The sequence below is a fragment of the Pseudomonas sp. NPDC089758 genome (assembly GCF_044748705.1).
Taxonomy (GTDB): Bacteria; Pseudomonadota; Gammaproteobacteria; order Pseudomonadales; family Pseudomonadaceae; genus Aquipseudomonas; species Aquipseudomonas putida_X.
Genome location: NZ_JBIVGN010000001.1, coordinates 100,734 through 119,863, shown reverse-complemented (window position 1 = coordinate 119,863; position 19,130 = coordinate 100,734). Strand labels below are relative to the sequence as shown.

Sequence of the window (19,130 nt, the reverse complement as noted above, 5' to 3'; positions counted from 1 at the left end):
ACTACATCTTGTCCGACAATCCTGCTCGAGGCGTCTGTCAGCGGCCAATACGGGAGAGGATCCGGTAGGCTGCACGCACACGTTCCTCGTTGGGATAATTACGGTTTGCGAGAAGCACGATGGCCTTGCCTTCGGCCGGAATGAACGCGGCATAGGCACCAAAACCGCTTGTGGAACCGGTCTTGTTGTACCAGGCCTGGGCGAGGGCGGGGCGCGTCGGGGTAAGGCGCTGGGTGGGCTGAGGCTCCCGAACCATCCGTGAGCTGTTGCCATCGACCAGCGTATCGAGCGCTGTGGGGTAGGGGTAGCGTTCCCATCCCAGGCCTTGGGTCATTGCGCCGACCTGGAAATAGCCCGACTGGGTGATGGCGGCCGCGTTTCTCAGCGCAGGCGATAGCTCGGCTGGCTGCATGTGCAGGCGCACGTAGCGCAGCAGGTCGCTAGCGCTGGTCTTGATTGCATAGGCCTGATCGGCATACGGGCCCGGGTTGACGTGCACCGCGCGGTTTTGCGCGTCATACCCTTGGGCATAGAGGCCCTGCGCGCTGGCAGGTACCTGAAGGTAGGTATGCTTCAGGCCCATTTGCGGCAACAGGCTTTTGCTCATCAGTTCAGCGAATGGCTGCTGCTGCGCACGTGCCGCCAGGTCACCGAACAGCCCAAGGCTTGGGTTCGAATAGCAGCGTTGGGTGCCGTGTGCGGCACTGGGCTTCCAGGTTCGGAAGAACTCCAGCGCTTGCGCGTCAGTCTGCACAGTGTCAGGGAACTGCAGGGGCAGGCACGCGGCGCTGTAAGCCCCCAGTTCGAGCACGCTGGCCTTGCCCAGCGCCGTGCCGGCAAGCGCTGGCTGGTAGCGTTGGGCCGGTGCGTCGAGATCGAGCTTGCCTTCGGCGCTGGCCAGTGCGGCAAGGGTGGCGGTGTAGGTTTTGCTCAGGGAACCGATCTCGAACAGCGTATCGGCGGTGACAGCCCTGTCGTCGGCCTTGCTGGCCACGCCGTAGCTGAAGTAGTGCGCTTTGCCGTCGACGTACAGCCCTACGGCCATGCCGGCGATGTCCTGCTCCTGCATCAGTGGGTGGATGATGGCGTCCACCTGAGCCTGCAGCGGATCGGCTGCGTTTGCAGGGGCGGCAATCAAGGCCAGCGCGGCGGCGGCAGTCAGGGAAGCGAAGTGCATACGAAGATCCTTTCAGGCTGTGTCCGTTCAGCGACACCGATGGGGGTTCCGGCGTTAGCGGAATTAAGCCCGAAACCTTATCGTCTGCCCTTGCACAACGACAAGATGGAAACTGTTATGAGACATTTGCGCATGTTGTTCGACAACTTCACCCTGGCCCTGCTCGGGGTGGTGCTGATCGCCACCGTGCTGCCCTGTTCTGGCGATGGCGCGGTGTATTTCGGTTGGTTGACCAACCTGGCCATCGGTCTGCTGTTCTTCCTTCACGGTGCCAAACTGTCACGCGAGGCGATTATCGCCGGGGCTGGGCACTGGCGCCTGCACTTGTTGGTGTTCTCTTGCACCTTCGTGCTGTTCCCATTGCTTGGCCTGGCGTTCAAGCCACTGTTCGTGCCACTGGTGGGCAACGAGTTGTATCTGGGCGTGCTCTACCTGTGCGCTTTGCCGGCCACCGTGCAGTCGGCGATTGCCTTCACGTCGTTGGCCCGCGGCAACGTGCCGGCAGCCATTTGCAGTGCAGCGGCCTCCAGCCTGATCGGGATCTTCCTGACACCGCTGCTGGTGATGCTGTTGCTGGGGGCCGGAGGGGAAACCGGTTCGGGGCTGGACGCCGTGCTGAAAATCACCCTGCAACTGTTGGTACCGTTCGTCGCCGGGCAGATCGCGCGCCGCTGGATCGGGGCCTGGGTCAAGCGCAATGCGCGCTGGCTCAAACTGGTCGATCAGAGTTCGATCCTGCTGGTGGTCTACACCGCGTTCAGTGAGGCGGTGGTGACGGGCTTGTGGCACACCGTATCGCCACAGCATCTTGCAGGCTTGTTCGCTGTGTGCGGGATCCTGCTGGCGGTGGTGCTGTTCGGTACGCGCCTGCTGGGCAAGGTGCTGGGGTTCAGCCTTGAAGACCGCATCACCATTCTGTTTGCAGGGTCCAAGAAGAGCCTGGCTACGGGCGTGCCAATGGCGCAGGTGCTGTTCGTGGGCAGTGGCATCGGGGCCATGATCTTGCCGCTGATGCTGTTCCATCAGATCCAGTTGATGGTGTGTGCGGTGCTGGCGCAGCGGTATGCAAGCCGAGTGGAGGAAGGCGAGGCGACTGCAGCTTCCTCGTGATGAGTCATCGATACCGGCCTGCGTGGGCCTGGCTCGGACCAGGCCGGTATCGACTAACGCGCCTGCCCCGAACTGCGCTGACGCAAGGCTGTGCTCACCTCGGCCTCGACCTTGTAGGCGGGCTCTTCCAGCGCCTGGTAGTTGCGCGTATAGCGCCGGGCGAATTCCTCTACCCCCAGTTCCTGATACTGCTGCACATGCTTGAGTTCATGCGCCCACAGGGCCACGTTGTCCTCGGCATCGCGGGCATGGCGGAAGATGATCGTGTCGATCAGCGTTACCGCGTTCACATCCGGGTTCTGCAGCAGGGCATTGGCAGCGCTGATCTGCTGCTCGTCGCCAACCCGAAAGCGCGCGGCATCGAGCACGGCGAAGTCATACCAGCCTTCGAGCTGGGCCCGTATGTGCAAGGGGATCGGTTCACTGCCGCTGGCGGTTGCTTCATCGCGCGCCTGGCGCAAGCCGAAGGCCAGGCTGCTGGCGGCCATGACCTCGACGTCCTTGAGCACCTGGCCGGGGTCGATCGGCGCACAGAAGCAGCCCATCAGGCAGACTGGGTACTGCCCCGGTGGGCACACCTGTTCGGCAGAGGCCGCCGTGCTCAGCAACAGGGCCCACAGCAGGCTAGCCGCTCTCATTCAGAGCCCTTTCGACGTGGCTTCGGCTGGCCTCTAGAACTTGGCTTTGAACCGTCTCGCTAGCCAGCATCCGCCCGACCACCAGCGCCCCGACACACTGGCTGATCAGTACCCAGGCCAAGGCTTCATCCTCCAGCGTCTGGCTCCATGCACTGTGCAGGCTCACCAGCCAGTGCTCGGCTTCTTCACGTACCGGCCGTTCAGCGCGGGCGATTTCCACCCCCAGCGGCGGCAGCGGGCAGCCGCCCTCGGCATTGTGCAGATGCGCCAGGCTCAGGTACTGCTGCAGGCAGCGCGCCAAGCGCTCGCGGCTGGCGCCTTGGTTGGCCAGGCGTGCCAGCGGGCTGTTGCACAGCTCCTGGCGGACCACTTCGGTAAACAAGTCGTCCTTGGACGGGAAGTGGTTGTAGAAGGCACCGCCGGTCAGGCCGATGGCCTTCATCAGCCCGGCCACGCCAGTGCTGGCAAAACCACCACGCTTGGCCAGGGCGCCGCTGCTGGCAAGCAGCTTGTCACGGGTTTGTTGCTTGTGGTCGGTTGAGTAGCGCACTTGAAAGCCTCACGCGCGGCTTGACGATGGCGGTGATCATAACATAGCGTTCGTTTACTAAACGATCGTTCATCAATGGAGGCACGCATGACAGAACAACGAAAAGTGGTGCTGGTGGTCGGCGCGGGGGATGCCACTGGCGGCGAAATCGCCAAGCGGTTTGCCCGTGAGGGGTATTTCGCCTGCGTCACTCGGCGCCAGGCCGACAAGCTGCAACCGCTGGTGGACGAGATCCGCGCTGCAGGCGGTCAGGCACAGGGTTTCGCCTCCGATGCACGCAAGGAAGACGAGGTCGCTGAGCTGGTCGAGACCATCGAGCGCGACATTGGCCCGATCGAAGCCTTTGTTTTCAATATCGGCGCCAATGTGCCCTGCAGCATCCTTGAGGAAACACCGCGCAAATACTTCAAGATCTGGGAAATGGCCTGCTTCGCAGGCTTTCTGACCGCCCAGGCGGTGGCCAGGCGCATGGTCGTGCGTGAGCGCGGCACAATCCTTTTCACCGGTGCCACTGCTGGCACCCGTGGCGCAGCCGGGTTTGCAGCCTTTGCCGGTGCCAAGCATGGCCTGCGGGCCTTGGCGCAAAGCATGGCGCGTGAGTTAGGGCCGCGCAATATCCACGTTGCCCATGTGGTAGTGGATGGCGGCATCGACACCGCGTTCATCCGCGACAGTTTCCCCGACCTTTACGCCCTCAAGGATCAGGACGGTGTTCTGGATCCGGTGCACATCGCCGACAACTACTGGTTCCTGCACGCGCAGCCCCGCGACGCCTGGACCTTCGAACTCGACCTGCGCCCGTGGATGGAGCGCTGGTAAGGCCTACCCTCAAAAGGAGTGCGTTGCATGAGCAAGACCGTGGAGTTTTTCTTCGACCTGGGTAGCCCCGCCAGCTATCTGGCCTGGACCCAGCTACCGGCACTGTGCGCCCGCCAGGGCGCAACGTTGCAGTACCGGCCGATGTTGCTGGGCGGTGTGTTCCAGGCCACAGGCAACGCGTCGCCAGCGATGATCCCCGCCAAGGGGCGATACATGTTCACCGACCTGGGGCGGTTCGCCGCGCGCTATGGGGTGCCGTTCGGGCTCCCGCCTGGCTTCCCCATCAACACCTTGGCTTTGATGCGCGGCCTGGTAAGCACGCAGTTGCGCGCCCCGGAACGCTTCGAAACCTTGCTGGCGGCGCTGTTCAACGGGTTATGGGTTCAACGGCGCAACCTGGGGGATGCCGCCGTATTGGAGCAGGTGCTGGCAGATGCGGGGTTTAGCGCCGCTGAATTTCAGGTGCTGATTGGCGACGCAGAGGTGAAGGCGGCATTGAAACAGACGACAGAGGAGGCTGTGGAGCGAGGGGTGTTCGGCGCACCGACCTGTTTTGTCGACGGGCAGATGTACTTCGGCCAGGATCGTCTGGATTTCGTGGCCGATGCACTCAAGCCTTGAGCGCAGCGGGCTGTTCGCAGCGTCACACGCGAACAGCCCGGGCCATTGGCCCTTGAGTCAGAAGTTGGCCGGCGTGTTGGCGCTGATGATCTCCGCTTCGTCCTGACCAATGTTCTTGAAGCTGTGCGGCAGGGTGGTGGGGATGTAGTAACCATCGCCAGAGTTGAGAACGCTGACCTGGCCATCGACCCACAATTCCACGGTCCCTCGTGTGACCAGCCCGCATTCCTCGCCTTCGGCATGCACGATCGGTTCACCCGAATCGGCGCCTGGCGCATACAACTCACGCAGCATGCGCATCTGCCGTGCCTCGACGCTGGCACCGACCAGCAGCATGCGCAGGCCATTGCGGCCCAGGTCAGGCTGCTCGCTGGCGCGAAACACGAAGCGCTCTTCTCGTACCGGCTCGTCGAAGCTGAAGAACTCTGCCAAGGTCATGGGGATGCCTTCGAGCAGTTTCTTCAGGGAACTGACCGACGGGCTGACGCGGTTTTGCTCGATCTGCGAGATGGTCGAGTTGGTCAGCCCGCTGCGGCGGGCCAGTTCGCGTTGGGAAAGGTTGTTGCGTTCACGCACCAGTTTGAGTCGTGTCCCCGTGTCCATAGCCGCCTTGTAATCAGAGGTGTTAAAAATAATTGGCGCATTAAAACACACTCTGCACGCGCGCGCGCTGTGCTTGTCAGGCCCGCGCGCGCGGCATCGGCCACAGCCCGACCAGCAGCAACAGCACAGCCACGACCAGGAAGGGCAGGCGCGGGTCGACGGCGTAGATCAGTGTCCCGGCCAGCGGGCCGATCACCGCCCCCATGCCTTGAGCGGCACCGATGGACCCCGCAGTGGCGCCCTGTTCTGCGGCGTTCATGGCATTGGCGGCGAGTGCCGAGAACGCCGGGAAAACAAAGCCCATGCCGGCGGCGGCGACAAAATAGCACCCCCACAGCCACGGCGCGGTGGTAGCCAGCGAGCCGGCGGCGAAGCCCAGTGCCGAAACGCTGGCGCCGACGCGGATCATCTTCAGCGGTGGCCATTCCAGCTGGCGCAGGATGACCTGTGACAGGATCAGTGCCACCCCGACGGTGGTCAGGGCGATGCCGGCGGCTTGGGCGGCCTGCGCCGGCCCCAGTTGCAGGCGGTCAAGGGCGAAGAAGCCGACGATGATCTGCGACACCGTCACGCTGAGCATCGCGCTGAAGGCCACCAGCAGCGGCCGGCGCAGGCGCGGGTCGCTCAGGTGCACCGGACTGGGTGCATGGCGATGTGCGAGGGGTTGCGGCTTGAGTTTGAACAGCAGGACCAGAAACGCGCTGGCAGGCAGCAGCGACATCACATGAAAGGGCAGGCTCAAGCTGTGCCGTGCCAGCAAGGCCGCCAGCGCCGGCCCCAATACCAGGCCTACTGCATTCGCTGCCCCCAGCGATGCCATGGCCCGGGCACGCTGCTGTGGCCCGACATGGTCGGCGATCAGCGCATTGCAGCCCACCGGAATGGCCGCGTAGAAGGCGCCGATACAGCCGCGCGCGAGCATCAGGCCGACGAACGCCAAGGTAGCCCCTGGCAGCCAGCGCAAAGCGCCTTCGACGAACAGGCACAGCAGCCAGTACGCCAGCGTGAAGCCAGCACTGCCCAGCAACAGGATGCGACGGCGGCCCAGTCGATCAGCTGCGCGCCCCCACGGGCGGGCCAGCAGCACCCAGACCACACCCGATACAGTCACCGCTGCGCCGGCTTGCCAGGTGGCCATGCCGAGCAGGCGGGCGATGGGCCCGATCAAGGCGACGAAGGCCATCATCGCCATGGTGCAGGCCATGTTGGCCAGCAGCAACGGGCGCGTGTCCAGTGTGCTGGCGGTGGTCAGGGTGGCAGGGTCCTTCGCGACATTCATCGGGCATTCCAGGGCAGTTGGGCAGACGGCGTGCAAATGGATGGGAACATTCATCGGTTGTCGGGCCTGCCCATGCACCACCTGCCGTCAGTCACTGCGGCGCAGCGGCCCTGGCCACATGCTACGCAATACCCCGTCCCGGCGCACCAGCGCATGCATCAGCGCGGCGCCCAGGTGCACCAGCACCGTAGCGAACAGCAGGTAGCCGGCCCAGCCATGCGCCTGGCGCAGTATTGCGTACAGTTGCAGGTCGTGCGGGGCGATCGCGGGCAGTTGCAGTGGGCGAGGGTACCCGCCTGCCGAGAGCATGGCCCAACCCAATAGCGGCATTGCCAGCATCAACGCGTAGAGCAACAGGTGCGATGCGCCTGCAGCGAGCCGCTGCAGCGCGGGCAGCTCCTGTGGCAGAGGGGGGTGGGGCAGGCTCAGGCGCAGGCCGATACGCACGATTACCAGAAGCAGCAGGGCCAGGCCCGTAGCCTTGTGCAGCTCTACCAGCACCGGGTGGCGCAACGAGAGGTCGCCCACCATGCTCACGCCAATGAACAGCATGGCGATGATCAGAACCGCCATCAGCCAATGCACCAGGCGGGCCAGGGGGTGGAAGGCTTCAGGTTTCATGGGCGGGCTCCTGCGCCGAGGGCTTCGCGGCTGCGGCGGTTGAAGGATTCCGAGTAGGCCGCCGAACGGGCAGCGAGGATCGGGTCATTGGAGGGCTGGATGCCGCTGGGCAGGATCAACGGGTCGAAATTCACGTCACGGCAGGCGCCTTGCTCCGGTGCATCCACCTGTTCGATGACCAGGGTGCCGGCATCGACGCTGCGCCGCTCGGCGGGCCAGGGCTGGGCCGGGTCGTCCTGCGCATCGCCGGGGTTGGCCAATACCAGGCGCAGGGTCCAACGCAACGGGCCCTGGTTCAGGCGTTGCTGCAGGTCATGCTGCAGGAACTGCTTGTCGTCGACCTTGCCGGGCAAGGCCGCAAAAGGCGTTTGTGGCTCCAGTTGCCAACGCACTGGGTGCGCAGCGCCACTGGCATCGATCAGGCGGAAGGCATTGATGCTGTGGTACTGGGTGTTGGCAAAACTGTCGCTGGGTTTGTAGCTTGCGGCCCATTGGCGGAAGGCGGCGCTTTCCGGGTGGGCGGCAAAGAAGGCCTGCTGCTTTGCCGGGTCCGGCTTGCCGGTAGCAGGGTCGGGCGCGTTGGCCAGCACCTGGTCGTAAAACCCTTGTGGCGTGCTGATCGCCAGCACGGGCGGATTGTTCATCCCGGTGCGCCAGACTTGGCCGTCGTCGGTGCTCAGCTCAATGGCCAGGCTGCGCACCGGGACGCCGGTATCGGGGGCGAAGGGGTTGGCGCCACCGATGGCGAAACGGCCGATGACCGATACGCGATCCTGGGTGAACGCGCGTGCTGTCGATAGCGCGGCGGCCTGGCCGCTGGGCTGGAAATAGCCGCTCACGCACAGGCCCTTGGCGTGGTTCTTGCGATAGCCGGGATAGTGGCCGGCCTGGGCTTCGAAGGTGTCGATGATGCGTTGCGGGGTCAGCTCTGGCCCGCCGATCCAGCCTGCGGCGTAGGCAAAGCCTGCGCCCAAGGCCAGCATCACGGCGCCAATGCCGGCCAGGCGCAGGGCCTTGTCCGGGCCGTGCAAGGGTGAGTTCATGGTGTTCATCCGGTTCAGTGAAGATGCCGGTACGACGGGGCTGGGAAATATTTATTCCATGGGTGGGAATATATTTTGTGGCCGCGCGTCTGCCCCATACACTGACCACCCCCGAGCCGGTACCTTGCCATGCACGACCTGGACGAACAGCAGTGGCGCGAGTTGCTGCAGCGCCTGCGCCGCTTTGCCTTGTGGCTGAGCCGCGAACCGGGCAGCGCCGACGACCTGGTGCAGGCCACGGTGGAGCGAGCCCTTAGCCGCAGCACCCAGCAACGTGATGCCGATGCGCTGCGTGCCTGGTTGTTCACCATTCTTTACCGGCTGTTTCTTGACGGTAAACGCCGTGAGCGCCTGCACAACCGCTGGTTATCGTGGTTCGGCCGGGCGGAACAGGAAAGCGAAGCACTCGGCGGCAACATCGAAAGCATCGTTCTGGCCCAGGCCGACCTGCAAGCCTTCGCCCGGCTATCGACCGAGCAGCGTGCCTTGCTGCTGTTGGTGAGTGTCGAAGGGCTGAGCTACAAAGAGGCGGCCCAGACACTCGGCATCCCCATCGGCACGGTGATGTCGCGCCTGTCACGTGCCCGTGCCGCCCTGCGTGAACTGACCGAGGGCAACCCCCAGCCCCCGGCTCTGCGGAGACTGAAATGACGCGCCTGATACCCAGCGAAGACGAGTTGCATGCCTACGTTGATGACCGACTCGAGCCGACGCGGCGTGCCGAGGTGCAGGCCTGGCTGGCGGCCAACCCTCAGCAAGCTGCACGTATCGAAGCCTGGCGCAACGATGCTCGGCGCTTGCGCACGGCCCTGGCCGGTTTCGGTGATCAACCCGGGGCGGCGCAGTTGGATCTCGGCCAGTTGCAACGGCGTGTGCGTCAACGGCGCCAGCGGCGCCTGGCGTCGGCTGCAGTGCTGCTGCTGGCACTGGGCGTGGGCGGGGTGGGTGGTTGGCAGGCGCGGCAGGTCACGTTGGCAGGGAGCGCGTTGCCCATGGCCGATGCGGTCCAGGCACATCGTTTGTTCGCCGGCAGTGAGGCGCTGGATATCCAGGCCAGTGACCCCACGCAGTTGCGCGACTGGCTGGGCAGGCATTTCAGCAGGGTGGGGCAATTGCCTGACTTGACCGGTTACGGGTTCCAGCCTGTGGGGGCACGATTGTTGAGCAATGAGCAGGGGCCTGCGGCGTTGCTGGTGTTCCAGGACCGCCAAGGGCAGCGCATCAGCCTGTTCCTGCGCTCACCTGGTGAGCGTTTCGAACGCATGCCGCAAGGGCAGCGTGTCGATGGCCAACTGGAGGCGAGGTACTGGTCGCATGGGGCCTACAACTTTGCCTTGGTCAGTGCGGCGGATGATGTGCGCGGGGCCGGGGTGGGGGAGGCCTTGCGTTCGGGCCTTTAGGGTTGGGTAAGCCCGGTCACGGGCCATTGAGCAACGTGTGCGCTGGAGTAACAGCCTTACCCAATTTCTGGAAGTTGACGCAACTTCTGTGAGAGCGGTTGGCCCGGAAACTCGGTGGTCTTGCCGGTTAGTCGGTCGCTGGCAGGGCGAGCCTCATCGCCGGCAAGCCGGCTCCCACTAAAAGAATCGCGTCAACTTTTAGCAATTGGGTACGACAGTCCCCCCTGTGAGAGGAATCGTCTTGCTCAACGTCTAAAAGCTGGCGCGATCCTTGTGGGAGCCGGCTTGCCGGCGATCACCGGCGAAGCCGGTGCCATTCACCACAGTGCCTGCATCGCCCCTAGCCGGTCAGCTCAACTCCAGCCAGATCGGCGCATGGTCGGAGGGTTTTTCCATCGCGCGCAGCTCATAGTCCACACCCGCTGCCTTGATCCGCGGCACCAGGTGCTGCGAAGCCATGATCAGGTCGATGCGCAGGCCACGCTTGGGGTCGTCCTCGAAGCCGCGGCTACGGTAGTCGAACCAACTGAAGCGGTCCGTTACCTCAGGATGCAGGTGGCGGAAACTGTCCACCAGCCCCCAGCCCTTGAGGCGCTCCATCCACTCGCGCTCCTCGGGGAGGAAGCTGCACTTGCCTGTTTTCAACCAGCGCTTGGCGTTGTCAGGGCCAATACCGATGTCGCAGTCCTGGGGCGAGATGTTCATGTCGCCCATCACCAGCACGGGCTGGTCGTGCTGGAACTGCCCCTCCAGCAACGCCTGCAGGTCGCTGTAGAAACGCTGCTTGGCCGGGAATTTGGTGGGGTGGTCGCGGCTTTCGCCCTGCGGGAAGTAACCATTCATGATGGTGATCGGTGTGCCATTGGCATCAGCGAACGTACCCCAGATGAAACGGCGCTGCGCGTCTTCTTCGTCCGTGGCAAAGCCTTTGAACAGGCGAAGCGGCGCCTGGCGCGAAAGCAGGGCAACGCCGTAGTGGCCTTTTTGCCCGTGGTAGTGCACGTGATAGCCCAAGGCCTGAACGTCGGCCAAGGGGAACTGATCGTCGCTGACTTTGGTTTCCTGCAGGCCGATCACGTCCGGCTGGTGCTTTTCGATCAGGGCCGCCAGCTGGTGCGGGCGGGCCCGCAGGCCGTTGATGTTGAAACAGACGATCTTCATGGAAAGACAATCCCGGTAAAAGGCCGGATGCTAGCCGACATCGCCCCTGATCACCAGCGTGGCGGCTTCGCCGAGGCGCTGCTAACGTGCACTCACGGGGGGAACGATGCGCCGCCGGGCTCCTCCAAGGCACTGTATGCCCACTCCAGGAGGTCTGCCCGCAATGCCCGAAGCCACCGCCGCCCAGGCTCGCGTCTGCACACTCGATGATGGCTACAGCCGTGAGGCCCGCTCACTTCTGTACAACGCTTATCTGAACGAGCCCACCTTCGCCTACATCTTCGAGGCCCAGCGCCCTGGCTACGAACGACGGTTGCGCGTGATGGTACGCGAGTGGGTTCGTCAGCATTTCTACCTGCAGTTGCCGGCCATTGGCCTGTTGCTGGATGACCGCCTGATCGCATTGGCACTGATCGTGCCGCCGCAGCGCCGCCTGGGCGTGGCCGACAGCTGGGCCTGGCGCCTGCGCATGCTGCTGGGCACCGGGCAACGCTGCACGCGACGTTACATGGAGTACCAGGCAGCGCTGGTCGGCTGCCTGCCAACACCGCAGGTTCACATGTTGCCGCTTCTGGGTGTGCATCCGGCGTTTCGCGGTCAGCACTACGGCGAACAATTGTTACAAGCCGTGCACGACTGGTGTGCAGAAGACCCCAACACTCAAGGCGTGGTGCTGGATTCGGGTAACGAGCATTACCTCCCGTTCTATGAGCGCCAGGGGTATCAGGAGATTGGCGAGGTGGCTGTAGGGCCAATCCGTGAACGGGTGTTTTTTCATCCCTGTCCGGTATCTTCAGTTTCCCCGACTACTTGAAAGCTCGCCAGGCGGCTCCCTTGAGCGCCTGGCTCTGGTAGCATGCGCCGCATGACGTATTCAGGAAGACTGACTTGGGGCCTGGTTTTCTGGGTTGCCAGTTTCACAGCATGGGGGCAGAGCGAATTGCTGGTGCAGGTAAAGCCTGCCAACAAGGCGCTCAAAGCCAATGTCGAAGGCTATGTAGGTACCCTTGGGGACCGCGATGAAGAGGCGCTGTTGCGCTTCAGTCGCGGGGCTCAGGAGCAGGCGCGAAAAGCGGCGCAAGCGCTGGGTTACTACCAGGCTCAGATCGATAGCGAGGTCAGGCCTTCTGCCAGGGCCGACGAACCTGCGAAGCTGATCCTTCATATCGAACCGGGCGAGCCTGTGCGCCTGCGCAACGTGACCGTGCGCATCGAGGGGCCTGCCAGCGAGATGAAGGCGTTTCGCGTACCTGACAGCAAAGCCCTGCGCGCTGGTGAGCAACTCAACCATGGGCTTTACGAGGATGCCAAGCGGCTGATCCAGAACCAGGCCTCACGCTACGGTTTCTTCAGCGGGCATTTCACCCGCCAGCGCCTGGCCGTCGACCCGCAGGCCGGGGTGGCCGATATCGAACTGGTGTATCAGAGCGGCCCACGCTATCGCTTGGGGGCGGTCAGGTTCAGTGGCGATACCCCGCTGGACGAAGACCTGCTGCAGCGGATGGTTTCGTTCAAACCGGGCACGCCCTACGACTCCGAGTTGATCGCAGAACTGAACAATGATCTGCAGTCCAGCGGTTACTTCGAAGGTGTAAGGGTCGATGCCGCGCCCACTGCCGCAGTGGCCGAGCAAATTCCTGTGGACGTACGCCTCGATACCCGCAAGCCGCGGACCATGGGCCTTGGTCTGGGCTTCTCGACGGATGTCGGGCCGCGCGGCAAAGCCAATTGGACGCGCCACTGGGTCAACGCCCAAGGCCATAGCTACGGCTGGGAGACAGAGCTTTCTGCCCCCCGGCAAAACGTCGGGCTGTGGTACGACGTGCCTCTTGACCCACCCCTGACCGACAAGTTGCGTTTCGCTGGCGGCTATCAGAATGAAGAGATCGCCGGCACAGACACGCTCAGCAAGCTGCTGACCGTGGGGCCCGAATGGCACAGCAAGCTGCCCAGTGGCTGGCAGCGCGTGATCTCGCTCAAATACCAGCGTGAAGAGTATCGCCTTGGCGACGATTCAGGCCTGAGCAACCTGCTCATGCCGGGCGTAAGTTTCTCTTACTTGCGCAGCGACAACCGCATTGACCCGCACAACGGCTACCGCCTGCAATTCGATACCCAGGTGGCCAAGGAAGGGCTGGTGTCCGACACCAACCTGTTGCATGGCAACGTACTGCTCAAGGGCCTGACCACGCTCGGGCACAACCACCGCTTGCTCGGCAGGTTGCAGTTCGGAGGCAGCGCCACCAACGGTTACAAGAACAATATCCCGCCCTCGCTGCGCTTCTTCGCCGGTGGCGATCAGAGCGTGCGCGGCTACGACTATCAGACGCTGTCGCCTAAGAATAGCGACGGCGACCGTATCGGTGGCCGTTATCTGGTCGCAGGCAGCGTCGAATACCAGTATTCGCTGACCGAGAAGTGGCGTGTGGCGACGTTCGTCGACCAGGGCAATTCGTTCAACTCGCTGGAGCTGCCGAGCCTCAAGACCGGGGTCGGTTTCGGCGTGCGCTGGGTTTCGCCGGTCGGGCCATTGCGCCTCGACCTGGCCAAGGCCCTCGATGACGACGGTGGTATCCGCCTGCATTTCTCCATGGGGCCAGAGCTGTGATGCGTGTGTTCAAATTCATTCTGCTGGGCCTGCTCGGCAGCGTGTTGCTGGTTGTTCTGGCGCTGGGGGCATTACTGGCCACCGAAGGTGGCAGCCGTTGGGTACTCGGGCGCGTGCCAGGTTTGCAGGTCAGTGATTTCCAAGGGCGCCTTGCGGGCCGCTGGCAGGCGAGCCAGTTGACCTGGGCTGACGGCGGCAACCGCGTCGACGTGCAAGCTCCGCTGCTGAACTGGACGCCTGGCTGTTTGTTGCGGGCAACGCTGTGCATCGATCAACTGCATGCCCAGCGGATCGACATGGCATTCGCGCCGAGCGATCAACCTGCCGACAGCGGGCCGCTGCAGTTACCGGTTTTGCGGCTGCCGGTGGCCATCGAGCTGGGGGATGTCAAGGTTGGCCAGGTGCGCCTCGATGGCAGCGACCTGCTCGGCGATCTGCACCTGGCGGCGCACTGGACTGCCACAGGGCTGAAGATCGACAGCCTGCAACTGCAGCGCGACGACCTGCACGTGAATGTGCAGGGCGATCTGCAGCCCGAGGGTGACTGGCCGGTGCAACTGCAGGGGCAGGTGCAACTGCCAGCCGTGCAAGGGCAGGCCTGGCAACTTGCACTTACCGCCAAGGGCGAGTTGCAGAAAACCCTCGAACTGGATGCGACCAGCAGCGGCTATCTCAACGCGCGTCTGACCGGTGAGTTGCAGGCACTGGCCGAGCACTTGCCAGCCAGGTTGCAACTGCGCTCCGATGCCTTCAAGCCCGCGCAGACGCTACCGGATACGCTGCAGCTCAACCAGCTCAAGCTCGACGCCGAGGGCGATCTGCTCAAGGGGTATCAGGTGTCTGGTAGCGCCAGCCTGCCGGCCGAACAGGCACCGATCGCCTTGCTGCTCAACGGCAAGGTAGATGCCAAAGGGGCGGACATCCAGGCGTTGGACCTTGCTGCAAGCGACACCCAGCACCTGAAGCTGCAGGCCAGCGCCGACTGGCAGCAAGGCCTGGCGGCCAATGCCCAGCTCGATTGGCAGGATTTCCCTTGGCTGCGTTTGTACCCATTGGACACGCCGCCAGAGGTCACGCTCAAGCGCTTGACCGCGCAGGTGCAATACCGCGATGGCAGTTACCAGGGGACGTTCAATGGCGACCTCGACGGCCCGGCTGGGGCCTTTACCCTGGCCAGCCCCTTCGAGGGTGACCTTGGCCAGGTGCGCTTGCCGCAGTTGGCCCTGACGGCCGGGCAAGGCAAGGCTGCCGGCAGTGTCGCGGTGCGCTTTGCCGATACCTTGGCCTGGGACGTTGACCTGCAGCTGTCGGCACTCGACCCTGCCTACTGGCTCGCCGAACTGCCCGGCACCTTGGCTGGCCCGTTGCGCAGCAAAGGTGAAATGAAGGGTGAGCAGCTCAACCTCGATGCCCAGCTTGACCTGAAGGGGCGCCTGCGCGGCCAGCCGGCAATGCTCAAGGTACAGGCCGAAGGCGCCGGCCAGCGCTGGACCCTCGGTACGCTGGCCGTGCAGTTGGGCGACAACCGCATCAACGGCAGTGGCAGCCTGCAACAGCGCCTGGCCGGGCGTGTCGACCTCGACCTGCCCCGGCTCGGGCAACTGTGGCCCGGGCTGCAAGGCCAGGTAAAAGGGCGGCTGGATGCCAGCGGCACGCTCAGCGCTCCCCAAGGTACCCTGACCCTGCAAGGGCAGCAGGTGGCGCAGGAGCAGAACCGGATCCAGCGTCTTGACCTCAACGCACGCCTGGACAACGCCCAGCGTGGGTTGGTCGACCTGAAGGCCAGTGGCATCCGCCTGGGCGATACGGTGCTGGGCACCTTGCAGGCCAACGGCAAGGGCGATATCCGCCAGCAAGCCCTGACCCTGGGGCTCGATGGCCCGCTGCTGAAGCTTGACCTGGGGCTCGACGGCCAGTTGAGCAAGGACGACTGGCGTGGGCGGCTGGCCAGCGGCAGAGTCCAGGCCGGTGGCCAGGACTGGCAATTGCAGGCGCCGGCTCGCCTGCAGCGCCTGGCCAGCGGCCAACTGGACTTCGGCGCCCACTGCTGGCGCTCCGGTCAGGCCAGCCTGTGTGGCGAGGACCAACGCCTGGCACCGGAGCCGCGCCTGCGTTATCACCTCAAACAGTTCCCGCTGGACAGCCTGGCTCAATGGTTGCCGAAGGATTTCGCCTGGCAGGGGCTGCTCAACGCTGACGTCAATCTGGACATCCCGGCCAGCGGCCCCAAGGGGACCGTGCGCGTCGATGCCAGCGGCGGCACGCTGAGGGTGCGGGACAATGGGCGCTGGATCGACTTCCCTTACCAGGCGCTGCGCCTGGACAGCACCCTGGCTCCTCGGCGCATCGATACGCAGCTGAATTTCCGTGGCGAGCGCCTTGGCGAGTTGCGCCTGAACGCCCGTCTCGACCCGCTGGGCAAGGACAAGCCATTGTCGGGTGACTTCCGCCTCGCCGGCCTGGACCTGTCGGTTGCCCGGCCTTTCGTACCGATGGTCGAGCGGCTGGCAGGCCAATTGAATGGCAGTGGCCAGTTGTCCGGCACCTTGCTGGCGCCCAAAGTCAACGGCAACCTGATGCTCAGTGGTGGCGAGGTCAGTGGTGCTGAGTTGCCCGTCAGCATGCAGGACCTGTCGCTGCAAGCCTTGATCGCTGGCGAGCAGGTTCAGCTGAACGGTGGCTGGCGCAGTGGCGAGGCGGGCCGTGGCCGGCTGAGCGGCGACCTGACCTGGGGCCAGGCCCTGGGCATGAACCTGCGCCTGCAGGGCCAGCAGTTGCCGGTGACCGTAGAACCCTATGCAACGCTTGAAGTCGCGCCTGACCTGAACCTGCGCCTGATCGACGACAAACTGGCGGTGTCCGGCAAGGTGCAGGTGCCCAAGGGCAAGATCACGGTGCGCGAGCTGCCGCCATCGACCGTGAAGGTATCCGACGACACGGTCATCGTCGGCCACCAGACCGAGGAAGGCAAAACGCCGATGGCGATGGCCATGGACATAGATGTCGAAGTGGGGCAGGACAAACTGTCGTTCAGCGGGTTTGGGCTTACCGCCAACTTGCTCGGCCATGTACACATCGGCGATAACATGGACACCCGTGGTGAGTTGGGCCTGGCTGACGGACGTTACCGCGCCTATGGTCAGCGCCTGACCATCCGCCGAGCGCGCTTGCTGTTCGCCGGGCCCATCGACCAGCCCTACCTGGACATCGAGGCCATCCGCCAAGTTGATGACGTGATCGCCGGTATCCGCCTGAGCGGGAGTGCCGAGCAGCCTACTACCCAAGTGTTCTCGGAACCGGCGATGAGCCAGGAACAGGCGCTGTCCTACCTGGTGCTGGGCCGCCCGCTGGGCACTTCGGGCGAGGACAACAACATGTTGGCCGAGGCGGCCCTGGGCCTGGGCCTGGCGGGCAGCGCAGGGGTTACCGGCAGCATCGCGTCCAGCCTGGGGATTGACGACTTCCAGCTGGACACCGAGGGCTCGGGCAATACCACCAGTGTGGTGGCCAGCGGCAACCTGACCGAGAAGCTGAGCCTGCGATATGGGGTAGGGGTGTTCGAGCCGGCCAATACCATTGCGTTGCGCTACAAACTGAGCAAGAGGGTTTATCTCGAGGCGGCGAGCGGCCTGGCCAGTTCGCTGGATATTTTCTATAAGCGCGACTTCTGAAGGGCGCCATCAACGCACGGTGGCGGCCTCGATGAACTCGTTGGTATCAGGGCCGGGCGCAGCAGGTGGCTTGCGGGTGGGGTTGATCAGTTTGGTGTATTCCTCGATCAGGCGGTTCAGCGCTTCGGGGGGGTCGCTGGCCTGAAACTGCATGCGGATCTGCACCTCGTCCGGGTCTCGCGTTTCGCCCTGGCGGCCCTGGGCGCCGATCGTGACCTTGAATGCCGCTGCACCGCCGGCCTCAGCGTTGGCCTGCATCGCGCGCAGCGCCTCCGTGCCGTTGACGCGCACCGAGAGGTCGACTTGCATGCGCTCCAGGGCCAGCCCCTTGGGTGATACCAGGGCGAACAACGGCACGCGTATCACATGCTGGTCGTCCATGGCGACCTCGACCATCTTGGCCTTCATAGGTGCCCCGAGCGCCTGGGGGTCGATGTCGAAGAAGTGGTCGAACAGATTGATGTACTGCTGGGCAATCAGGCTATTGGTGGCCGCTGCGGCCTCCTGCAGGCCACGGGTGATATCCCGCAGGTCGATCGCGGTCATGGGGGCAGGGTGATTGTCCACTCACTTGTCTCCTTGGTACACGGGAGCCCCGCTGTGCTCAGCGAGGCGGACATTTTGAGACAGGGCTAAGCGTCAGGGCGTGCTGGGACTTGGGGAGGGGGTGTTCGCTGTATCGCCCTTCAGTACGTCGGCATCGGAAATCGTATCGGTGCTCTGCAGGGTCGAGTTAGGTACCACCGTTGGTTTGGTGGCGGCATCGGTGAGAAAATCGATGACTCTCATCACGGCCTCTGGCGGGTCCTGGCGGCGTAAGGTGGTATTGAACGCGTAGCGGGCGCGGGTATCGGTCTTGCGGGTCTGCGTGGACTTGTGGCTGATGCTGCCCTTCATGTCCAGCTTGAAAGGGCCCCAGCCGAGTGACCCAGCCACTTCGCCACTTTTGCTGGACTCACTGAAATCCTCAGCCGCTTGGCTGATGGTCAGTTCAAAGTCGACCGTTCCTTCTTCAATGACAATGTTGGGGTGGGTGATGGCCGCCAGCAGCGGCACCTTCATGGACTTGTTGACGACACCTTTGTATTCGCCCTGTTCGTTGACGATGGTCTCGTCATAGTCGAACTGGATGGCAACCGCTTTGCCATCCTGTACGCAGACCTGCATGAGGAAGTCCGCATAGGACTTGCTCGCAGTGACCTGCGCCTGAACCATGGCTTGTAGTGGCCCGGCGATCATCCGGTCCATGGGCAAGGCATTGATGACCGATCCGATTAGGCTGTTGTCGATGGACATAGCTCGATTCTCTTTTTAATGGGTGCTGCAAAGACGGCCGTCAGTGCGGCCGGGTGGGTGTCGTCAGCGCGTGCAAGGCTCCTGGCGACGGATATTGCCGATCTGGCGCAGGCTCAGGCCGTACTTGTCGGCCAACAGGCTGCGTGACAGGCCCTCGGCGCTTTCTTTCTGGATTTGCAGGTTGCGCAATTGCCGCAGGAAGTGGTCTGGCTTGGGAATTTCCAGCGCCACACCGGCAAAGCGCTTGATCAGGGCGTCGAGGGCCTCACGCGGGAGTATCTCGGCGAGCTTGGTTCGCTCGCGGTGCTTGGGGATGTACTTGGGTCTGCCGCCAAAGGCACAGGTGAGCTGGTAGGCGTTTTCGATGCCGATACACTCGATCAGGGACTGCAGCGAATGCGGTAGCTGGCTGATGTCTATGGCTGTGAGATCTTGCAATTCCATATGTGGCTCCCTCGCGGTTGATGGGGCGCGATGCTTGGATATGCCGCAATGACGTGTCGGCGATTAGCATCGGCGCTCTGTCGCTGGCA

The 19,130-nt window shown here is 63.8% G+C and carries 19 protein-coding genes; 8 read left to right on the top strand and 11 right to left on the bottom strand.

Features of this window, described 5'->3' with window-relative positions:
- Positions 1-37: 37 nt before the first annotated feature.
- Positions 38-1,177 (bottom strand): class C beta-lactamase, encoded by a 1,140-nt coding sequence (gene ampC / locus ACIPZH_RS00580; RefSeq protein WP_400634568.1) that lies wholly within the window; start codon positions 1,175-1,177, stop codon positions 38-40.
- 117 nt (positions 1,178-1,294) lie between these two features.
- On the opposite strand from ampC, the gene ACIPZH_RS00575 reads away from it, so the two are divergent.
- Positions 1,295-2,287: a bile acid:sodium symporter family protein gene (locus ACIPZH_RS00575; RefSeq protein ID WP_400634566.1), complete on the top strand. Its 993-nt coding sequence runs from the start codon at positions 1,295-1,297 to the stop codon at positions 2,285-2,287.
- Between the two features lie 53 nt (positions 2,288-2,340).
- Here the strand turns inward: ACIPZH_RS00575 and ACIPZH_RS00570 are convergent, their stop codons facing one another.
- Both ACIPZH_RS00570 and ACIPZH_RS00565 read right to left on the bottom strand, forming a co-directional pair.
- Positions 2,341-2,925, bottom strand: a complete 585-nt coding sequence (locus tag ACIPZH_RS00570; protein ID WP_400634564.1) for a DUF4157 domain-containing protein — start codon at positions 2,923-2,925, stop codon at positions 2,341-2,343.
- Entirely contained in the window at positions 2,912-3,475 is a 564-nt protein-coding gene (locus ACIPZH_RS00565) for a TetR/AcrR family transcriptional regulator (RefSeq protein ID WP_241805804.1), read from the bottom strand. The genes ACIPZH_RS00570 and ACIPZH_RS00565 overlap by 14 nt, the downstream gene beginning before the upstream one ends.
- An 87-nt stretch (positions 3,476-3,562) precedes the next feature.
- Here ACIPZH_RS00565 and ACIPZH_RS00560 point away from each other — a divergent pair, with 87 nt between their 5' ends.
- Together ACIPZH_RS00560 and ACIPZH_RS00555 are read left to right on the top strand one after the other, a co-directional pair.
- On the top strand, positions 3,563-4,294 hold the full coding sequence (locus ACIPZH_RS00560) for an SDR family oxidoreductase (protein ID WP_400634562.1): 732 nt from the start codon (positions 3,563-3,565) through the stop codon (positions 4,292-4,294).
- Between the two features lie 27 nt (positions 4,295-4,321).
- Positions 4,322-4,915: a 2-hydroxychromene-2-carboxylate isomerase gene (locus ACIPZH_RS00555; RefSeq protein ID WP_400634560.1), complete on the top strand. Its 594-nt coding sequence runs from the start codon at positions 4,322-4,324 to the stop codon at positions 4,913-4,915.
- Between the two features lie 57 nt (positions 4,916-4,972).
- On the opposite strand, the gene ACIPZH_RS00550 is transcribed toward ACIPZH_RS00555, so the two are convergent.
- The 4 genes from ACIPZH_RS00550 to ACIPZH_RS00535 all read right to left on the bottom strand — a co-directional run bounded on the left by ACIPZH_RS00550 (position 4,973) and on the right by ACIPZH_RS00535 (position 8,461).
- Positions 4,973-5,518 carry a cupin domain-containing protein gene (locus ACIPZH_RS00550; protein WP_012314247.1) on the bottom strand — a complete coding sequence of 182 codons (546 nt, stop codon included), beginning with the start codon at positions 5,516-5,518 and terminating at the stop codon, positions 4,973-4,975.
- A gap of 76 nt (positions 5,519-5,594) precedes the next feature.
- Positions 5,595-6,797: an MFS transporter gene (locus ACIPZH_RS00545; RefSeq protein ID WP_400634558.1), complete on the bottom strand. Its 1,203-nt coding sequence runs from the start codon at positions 6,795-6,797 to the stop codon at positions 5,595-5,597.
- Between the two features lie 87 nt (positions 6,798-6,884).
- A complete protein-coding gene (locus tag ACIPZH_RS00540; protein ID WP_267823368.1) occupies positions 6,885-7,418 on the bottom strand; it encodes a cytochrome b in 534 nt (177 codons plus the stop codon).
- Entirely contained in the window at positions 7,415-8,461 is a 1,047-nt protein-coding gene (locus ACIPZH_RS00535; protein ID WP_400634555.1) for a catalase family peroxidase, read from the bottom strand. Before ACIPZH_RS00535 ends, ACIPZH_RS00540 begins: the two co-directional genes overlap by 4 nt.
- Positions 8,462-8,590: 129 nt before the next feature.
- On the opposite strand from ACIPZH_RS00535, the gene ACIPZH_RS00530 reads away from it, so the two are divergent.
- Both ACIPZH_RS00530 and ACIPZH_RS00525 read left to right on the top strand, forming a co-directional pair.
- On the top strand, positions 8,591-9,112 hold the full coding sequence (locus ACIPZH_RS00530) for a sigma-70 family RNA polymerase sigma factor (RefSeq protein WP_241805798.1): 522 nt from the start codon (positions 8,591-8,593) through the stop codon (positions 9,110-9,112).
- Positions 9,109-9,861: an anti-sigma factor family protein gene (locus ACIPZH_RS00525; RefSeq protein WP_400634553.1), complete on the top strand. Its 753-nt coding sequence runs from the start codon at positions 9,109-9,111 to the stop codon at positions 9,859-9,861. Before ACIPZH_RS00530 ends, ACIPZH_RS00525 begins: the two co-directional genes overlap by 4 nt.
- 348 nt (positions 9,862-10,209) lie before the next feature.
- Here the strand turns inward: ACIPZH_RS00525 and xthA are convergent, their stop codons facing one another.
- Complete coding sequence (gene xthA / locus ACIPZH_RS00520) at positions 10,210-11,022, bottom strand: exodeoxyribonuclease III (RefSeq protein ID WP_400634551.1); 813 nt, start codon at positions 11,020-11,022, stop codon at positions 10,210-10,212.
- Between the two features lie 163 nt (positions 11,023-11,185).
- Between xthA and ACIPZH_RS00515 the strand changes: the two genes are divergently transcribed.
- Genes ACIPZH_RS00515 through ACIPZH_RS00505 form a run of 3 tightly spaced genes read left to right on the top strand, consistent with a single transcriptional unit; the run spans position 11,186 to position 17,301 of the window.
- On the top strand, positions 11,186-11,836 hold the full coding sequence (locus ACIPZH_RS00515) for a GNAT family N-acetyltransferase (protein WP_400634549.1): 651 nt from the start codon (positions 11,186-11,188) through the stop codon (positions 11,834-11,836).
- A 51-nt stretch (positions 11,837-11,887) separates the two neighbouring features.
- Positions 11,888-13,630: an autotransporter assembly complex family protein gene (locus ACIPZH_RS00510; protein WP_400634547.1), complete on the top strand. Its 1,743-nt coding sequence runs from the start codon at positions 11,888-11,890 to the stop codon at positions 13,628-13,630.
- On the top strand, positions 13,627-17,301 hold the full coding sequence (locus ACIPZH_RS00505) for a translocation/assembly module TamB domain-containing protein (protein ID WP_400634545.1): 3,675 nt from the start codon (positions 13,627-13,629) through the stop codon (positions 17,299-17,301). The genes ACIPZH_RS00510 and ACIPZH_RS00505 overlap by 4 nt, the downstream gene beginning before the upstream one ends.
- Positions 17,302-17,310: 9 nt before the next feature.
- Here the strand turns inward: ACIPZH_RS00505 and ACIPZH_RS00500 are convergent, their stop codons facing one another.
- The 3 genes from ACIPZH_RS00500 to ACIPZH_RS00490 form a co-directional block, all read right to left on the bottom strand.
- Positions 17,311-17,868, bottom strand: coding sequence for a DUF2589 domain-containing protein (locus tag ACIPZH_RS00500; protein ID WP_241805793.1), 558 nt, complete (start codon positions 17,866-17,868; stop codon positions 17,311-17,313).
- 72 nt (positions 17,869-17,940) lie between these two features.
- A complete protein-coding gene (locus tag ACIPZH_RS00495; protein ID WP_400624955.1) occupies positions 17,941-18,597 on the bottom strand; it encodes a DUF2589 domain-containing protein in 657 nt (218 codons plus the stop codon).
- A gap of 63 nt (positions 18,598-18,660) precedes the next feature.
- On the bottom strand, positions 18,661-19,041 hold the full coding sequence (locus ACIPZH_RS00490; protein WP_400634543.1) for a Mor transcription activator family protein: 381 nt from the start codon (positions 19,039-19,041) through the stop codon (positions 18,661-18,663).
- Between the last annotated feature and the right edge of the window lie 89 nt (positions 19,042-19,130).

Excerpts from the sequence above, each read along its gene's own strand:
- ampC (WP_400634568.1), bottom strand. The coding sequence starts at position 1,177 with ATGCACTTCGCTTCCCTGACTGCCGCCGCCGCGCTGGCCTTGATTGCC.
- ACIPZH_RS00575 (WP_400634566.1), top strand. The coding sequence starts at position 1,295 with ATGAGACATTTGCGCATGTTGTTCGACAACTTCACCCTGGCCCTGCTC.
- ACIPZH_RS00570 (WP_400634564.1), bottom strand. The coding sequence starts at position 2,925 with ATGAGAGCGGCTAGCCTGCTGTGGGCCCTGTTGCTGAGCACGGCGGCC.
- ACIPZH_RS00560 (WP_400634562.1), top strand. The coding sequence starts at position 3,563 with ATGACAGAACAACGAAAAGTGGTGCTGGTGGTCGGCGCGGGGGATGCC.
- ACIPZH_RS00555 (WP_400634560.1), top strand. The coding sequence starts at position 4,322 with ATGAGCAAGACCGTGGAGTTTTTCTTCGACCTGGGTAGCCCCGCCAGC.
- ACIPZH_RS00550 (WP_012314247.1), bottom strand. The coding sequence starts at position 5,518 with ATGGACACGGGGACACGACTCAAACTGGTGCGTGAACGCAACAACCTT.
- ACIPZH_RS00545 (WP_400634558.1), bottom strand. The coding sequence starts at position 6,797 with ATGAATGTCGCGAAGGACCCTGCCACCCTGACCACCGCCAGCACACTG.
- ACIPZH_RS00540 (WP_267823368.1), bottom strand. The coding sequence starts at position 7,418 with ATGAAACCTGAAGCCTTCCACCCCCTGGCCCGCCTGGTGCATTGGCTG.
- ACIPZH_RS00535 (WP_400634555.1), bottom strand. The coding sequence starts at position 8,461 with ATGAACTCACCCTTGCACGGCCCGGACAAGGCCCTGCGCCTGGCCGGC.
- ACIPZH_RS00530 (WP_241805798.1), top strand. The coding sequence starts at position 8,591 with ATGCACGACCTGGACGAACAGCAGTGGCGCGAGTTGCTGCAGCGCCTG.
- ACIPZH_RS00525 (WP_400634553.1), top strand. The coding sequence starts at position 9,109 with ATGACGCGCCTGATACCCAGCGAAGACGAGTTGCATGCCTACGTTGAT.
- xthA (WP_400634551.1), bottom strand. The coding sequence starts at position 11,022 with ATGAAGATCGTCTGTTTCAACATCAACGGCCTGCGGGCCCGCCCGCAC.
- ACIPZH_RS00515 (WP_400634549.1), top strand. The coding sequence starts at position 11,186 with ATGCCCGAAGCCACCGCCGCCCAGGCTCGCGTCTGCACACTCGATGAT.
- ACIPZH_RS00510 (WP_400634547.1), top strand. The coding sequence starts at position 11,888 with ATGACGTATTCAGGAAGACTGACTTGGGGCCTGGTTTTCTGGGTTGCC.
- ACIPZH_RS00495 (WP_400624955.1), bottom strand. The coding sequence starts at position 18,597 with ATGTCCATCGACAACAGCCTAATCGGATCGGTCATCAATGCCTTGCCC.
- ACIPZH_RS00490 (WP_400634543.1), bottom strand. The coding sequence starts at position 19,041 with ATGGAATTGCAAGATCTCACAGCCATAGACATCAGCCAGCTACCGCAT.